Annotated in this window: 1 protein-coding gene and 1 pseudogene; both read right to left on the bottom strand. The window is 53.8% G+C overall.

What is annotated here, in order from left to right:
• Nucleotides 1-2587 (bottom strand): annotated as a pseudogene (locus tag QZ105_RS10620) (S-layer family protein); the annotation flags it as partial.
• Nucleotides 2588-3387: 800 nt separating this feature from the next.
• Entirely contained in the window at nucleotides 3388-3786 is a 399-nt protein-coding gene (locus QZ105_RS10185) for a hypothetical protein (protein WP_293729811.1), read from the bottom strand.
• Between the last annotated feature and the right edge of the window lie 52 nt (nucleotides 3787-3838).

The following is a 3838-nucleotide window of genomic DNA, read 5'->3' as shown; positions in this document are numbered from 1 at the left end:
TGTTTTGGTTAGCGTATTCGTCCCGCTGTTTTTCCTTGCCAATGGTAAAGCCAAAACCGCCGCTCAAAAGGCCGCTCTTTTTCACTTGCTTTTCGTATTCGCTTTCGCTGGTCTGCTCCGCACTTTCAATGTGCAAATCGCCGCCGGTCACAATCTTTACTTCGCCGTCCGCTACAACATTGCTGCCCTTGACGCTCGTGTCCGCGCCGCTGGTAACAGCAATTTCGTTGGCCGAAACATTGCTGCCCACTACGGCGTTAAGATTGCTGTAATCGTAAACGTCCGTGGTCTTTCTGCTCAAAATACCGCTCACTTTCTCGTGATGCTCTCACAGCCGCTCGTGGTATTCTGTTTCATTTTGAATATTGACGTTCTGTTCAGCGTTTAAGGCTGCCCTGCCGCTTTCGCTGGTCACATTACTGCCCGTAATGTTAATATCCCGTCCGCCGGTCACAGTGATATTTTCTCCGGCGGCCAAATTCGTGCCTTTCACGCTTTCGTCCACAATCTGCAAGCGGTCGTAATAGTTGCCGCCCCTGCTGCCCACGCTGGATTCCTCGCTGTAAATATCTTTTACCGCATTTATATTCACGTCGCCACCCGCGCTAATTTCCGCGTTTTTGACCGCACTTAATACACCGCCGCTGACGTTCACATTTTCACCGGCGTTTATGCTGATATTTTCTCCTGCCAGCAGGCTTTGCTGCTGTTCCACGCTGTGGATTTCCGCGCTGCTGCTGCCGTAGGCCACAGCCACATGCTTTTCGTTAGCCACGGCCGTCAGGTCTATGGTTTTCCCCGCGCTCAAGGTCAGGTCCTTTTCCGCAGCCAGAATGCCGCCGCGGTTGGTAATGTTCGCACTGGCTTCTAAGGTTACATCCCGGCCTGCGCTGATGCTGCCCGTGCCTGCGATTTTAGTTTGGTTTAATTCTTTATATTGGCTTTCCTCCGCCGTCGCTTCATTTATAATATTCTCGCCACGCAGTATGGCGTCGATTTTCGCCCGCATACTGCCGCTGTTTACAATATTCTTTTCCGCTTCGGCTTGAATATTTTCACCCGCCACGGCTCCCCTGTTCAGCAAATTTTCGCCGCGCAAGGCCACCGTGCCGTCGGCCTTAATTGTGCCGATGTTTTCTATATCCTGCTTGCTGTACAGCTCCACCTCGCCGCCGATAATCAGCGCGCCGCTGGGCTTTAAATCTTCCTCGCGCACCCCGGCCAGGTAAACCTCCGGCACCAAAACCTTCTGCCCGTTGACCGGTTCCTCCACCAGCCACACAATGTCGCTCTTTAAGGTCGCAACCTGCTGCGCCGTCAGCCCCACGCCGATGGTAAGCTGCATTTCCTGCGCCGCCAGTGCTCCCGCCTCCATCAAGGCCGCGTACTGCTCCATATCGCTGCCGTAATTTTCTAAATACTGCCTGCCCGTCAGCTGCGTAATCTGCTCTATCACCAGCTTCTGCTCAAAATAGCCGTCGCCCAAACGCTTGCTGACCTTCTCCGGGTCGGCTTTTACTCTTTCCAGCAAATAATCGCTGGACAAAAATTCGTGGTAATCCGCATATTTTTTATTCGTTTCCACCAAATATTTCGCACTGGGGTCGGCGTTTAAGGTATAAATTTTGCTGTTAATCGCCAGCTGCCCGATATCCAGCAGCTTTTTCAGCTGCACGGGTACTGCCGCGCTGGCGCTGCTGTTATCCAGCTCCGCTCCGACATTTGTTCCCACGCCTTCTTTTTCCTTATATTCCGGCACGGTCACATTGTTCTGCAAAATTTCGTGGTTCGTGTCATCCGTCGCTACATATTCCCGCCCGTCGGCCTGAATTGTACGGTTCACAATTTTTCCGGCATTTATCTTAATGCCCGTCGCGCCGCTCAGCAGGCTGCGCCGCTCGCTTGTAGCGCCCGGCGGCAAATCGTACACCGTATGGTCGCTGTAGGGAATGACTGTCGTGCCGTATATCCACTTGCAGCCGACATGGAATCTTCTGTGCTTTTTATACTTCCAATAGTGAGTGTCCTCGCCATTGTCGTAATAATGCTTCGTACCCTGATAGCCTATATTTTCCGCTGTGCCGCCCGCATCTACCGTTAAATTTCCGCCCGCCGCAATTTTGCTGTAATGGTTGGTCAGATTATTTTGCAAAACAATAGTCATATCGCCGCCGGAGATAATATTGGCGTCGTTGGTTTCCTCGTCGATAACGCCGGTTAAAATCTGCCGGTCGAAGCGCCGCACCGCGTCGTAATATCTGGAGCCCTGCAAATGGGGTATTTTATAGGAAACCTCCTGATGAGTTTCTGCAAAAGAGGTTTCAAAAACGTCTTTCTTATTGATTAAATCTCTGGCAGAAATCGTAATCTGCTGCTGGCTTTCAATATCCGAAGAACGGTTCAGCAGCGTGCCTTGCGCATTCAGCGTCAGGCTGCCCGCCGCGTTGAGTAGCGAGCCGTAGGCCAGCCCCGCCCCGTTTTGGTTATAAATATTGGCCGCGCTGATAACGCCGCTGCCGCCGATGGCGATCAGCCCGTCCTCATTGAGAAAATCGCCCGCGCCGGTCAGCTCCAGATTTTTCGTCACAAAAACGCTGCTGTTGCCGCTGTTGGCAAAACGCCCTGCGGTAATAACCGCACTGCCGTCCACAGCCAGATAGCTGCCGTCCGTATTGCGCAGCTCGTCTGCGGCGCTGATTTCCGCATCGCCGCCTATGCCTAAATAACTGTTTTCATTCAGCAGAACGCCCGTCGTAATTGCCGCCCGCCGCTGGATTTCCAGCTGGCTGCCGCCGCTATTGCTCAGGTTTGCTTGCGCCAAAAGCTCTGCGCTACCGCCCACGGCGATAGCGCTGGCGTCGGCGTTGGTCAGGACTTGCGTTTGCAAATGCAAATCGCCGCCCACGGCCAGCGTTGCCTTTTGCGAATTGGCAAACAAAACCGCTGCCGTAAACACGGCATCACGCCCAGCACCGATATAGCTGCCGTTGTTATTGTTTACAACCTGCCCGCTGTAAATTACGTCCTTCCCCGCGCCCACATAAGCCTTGTTTTGATTTACCAAACTGCCGCCCTCAACGGTCAGCGTGCCGCCAACTCCAAGATAAGCGTCGTTTTCGTTGGTGATAGCGGGAATCGTCAAATGCAGATCCGCCCCCGCGTCGATGGAAGCGTTGTCGTTGTGCAAGGCTTTGGCATCAATTTCCGTGCTGCCGCCGCTGTGCAGATAAGCGCTGTTGCTGTTTTCCACAGTGACCGCCGTAATTTTATTTGTTCCAGCCGTATAAATAGTGGCGTTGTCGTTAGTCAACGCGCCGCCAATTTGCAGCGTCGCATCGCCCGCGCTACTGACAGCACCCTGCCCGCTGTTCGTCAGTGAAGCCGCCGTCAGCCGTTAATGGTCGAGCCGCTGTTTAAGAAAGCGTCGGCAATTTTTATTTCCGCATTTTGGCCGTAGCTGATCAGGGCGGTGTCCAGATTGGCAAAACCGTCCGCCGTTACGCTGATATTTTCCCCCGCCCACAGCAGGGATTTTTTATTTTCTATATCTTTACTTGTCGTAATACTTAAATCTTTGCCTGCGTACAGCAGCGCGTTATTAGCGCTAACCACAGCGTCGGCGTTGATATTCAGGTCAGCGCCCGCCTTCATGCTGGCCCTGTCCTGCCGCAGCGCGCCGCCCAGCGCAGCGGCGCAGCCTACGGTATCGCCGTCCGGCCGCACATGGGTCAGGATCAGGAAGCGGTCGTGCGCTTGGAGCCAACCAGCGGTTTCTTCAATCGTCATGGGGTTTCCTCTCCCTCCTCCAGCAGGCCTTCTTTCTCTTCGATGCCGCGCA

The organism is uncultured Phascolarctobacterium sp., assembly GCF_905212365.1.
Lineage (GTDB): Bacteria > Bacillota > Negativicutes > Acidaminococcales > Acidaminococcaceae > Phascolarctobacterium_A.
This window is presented reverse-complemented; position numbering and strand designations above follow the sequence as displayed.

Bases quoted from the DNA above. Each gene is read 5' to 3' on its own strand.
- QZ105_RS10185 (WP_293729811.1), bottom strand. From the start codon at position 3,786: ATGACGATTGAAGAAACCGCTGGTTGGCTCCAAGCGCACGACCGCTTC.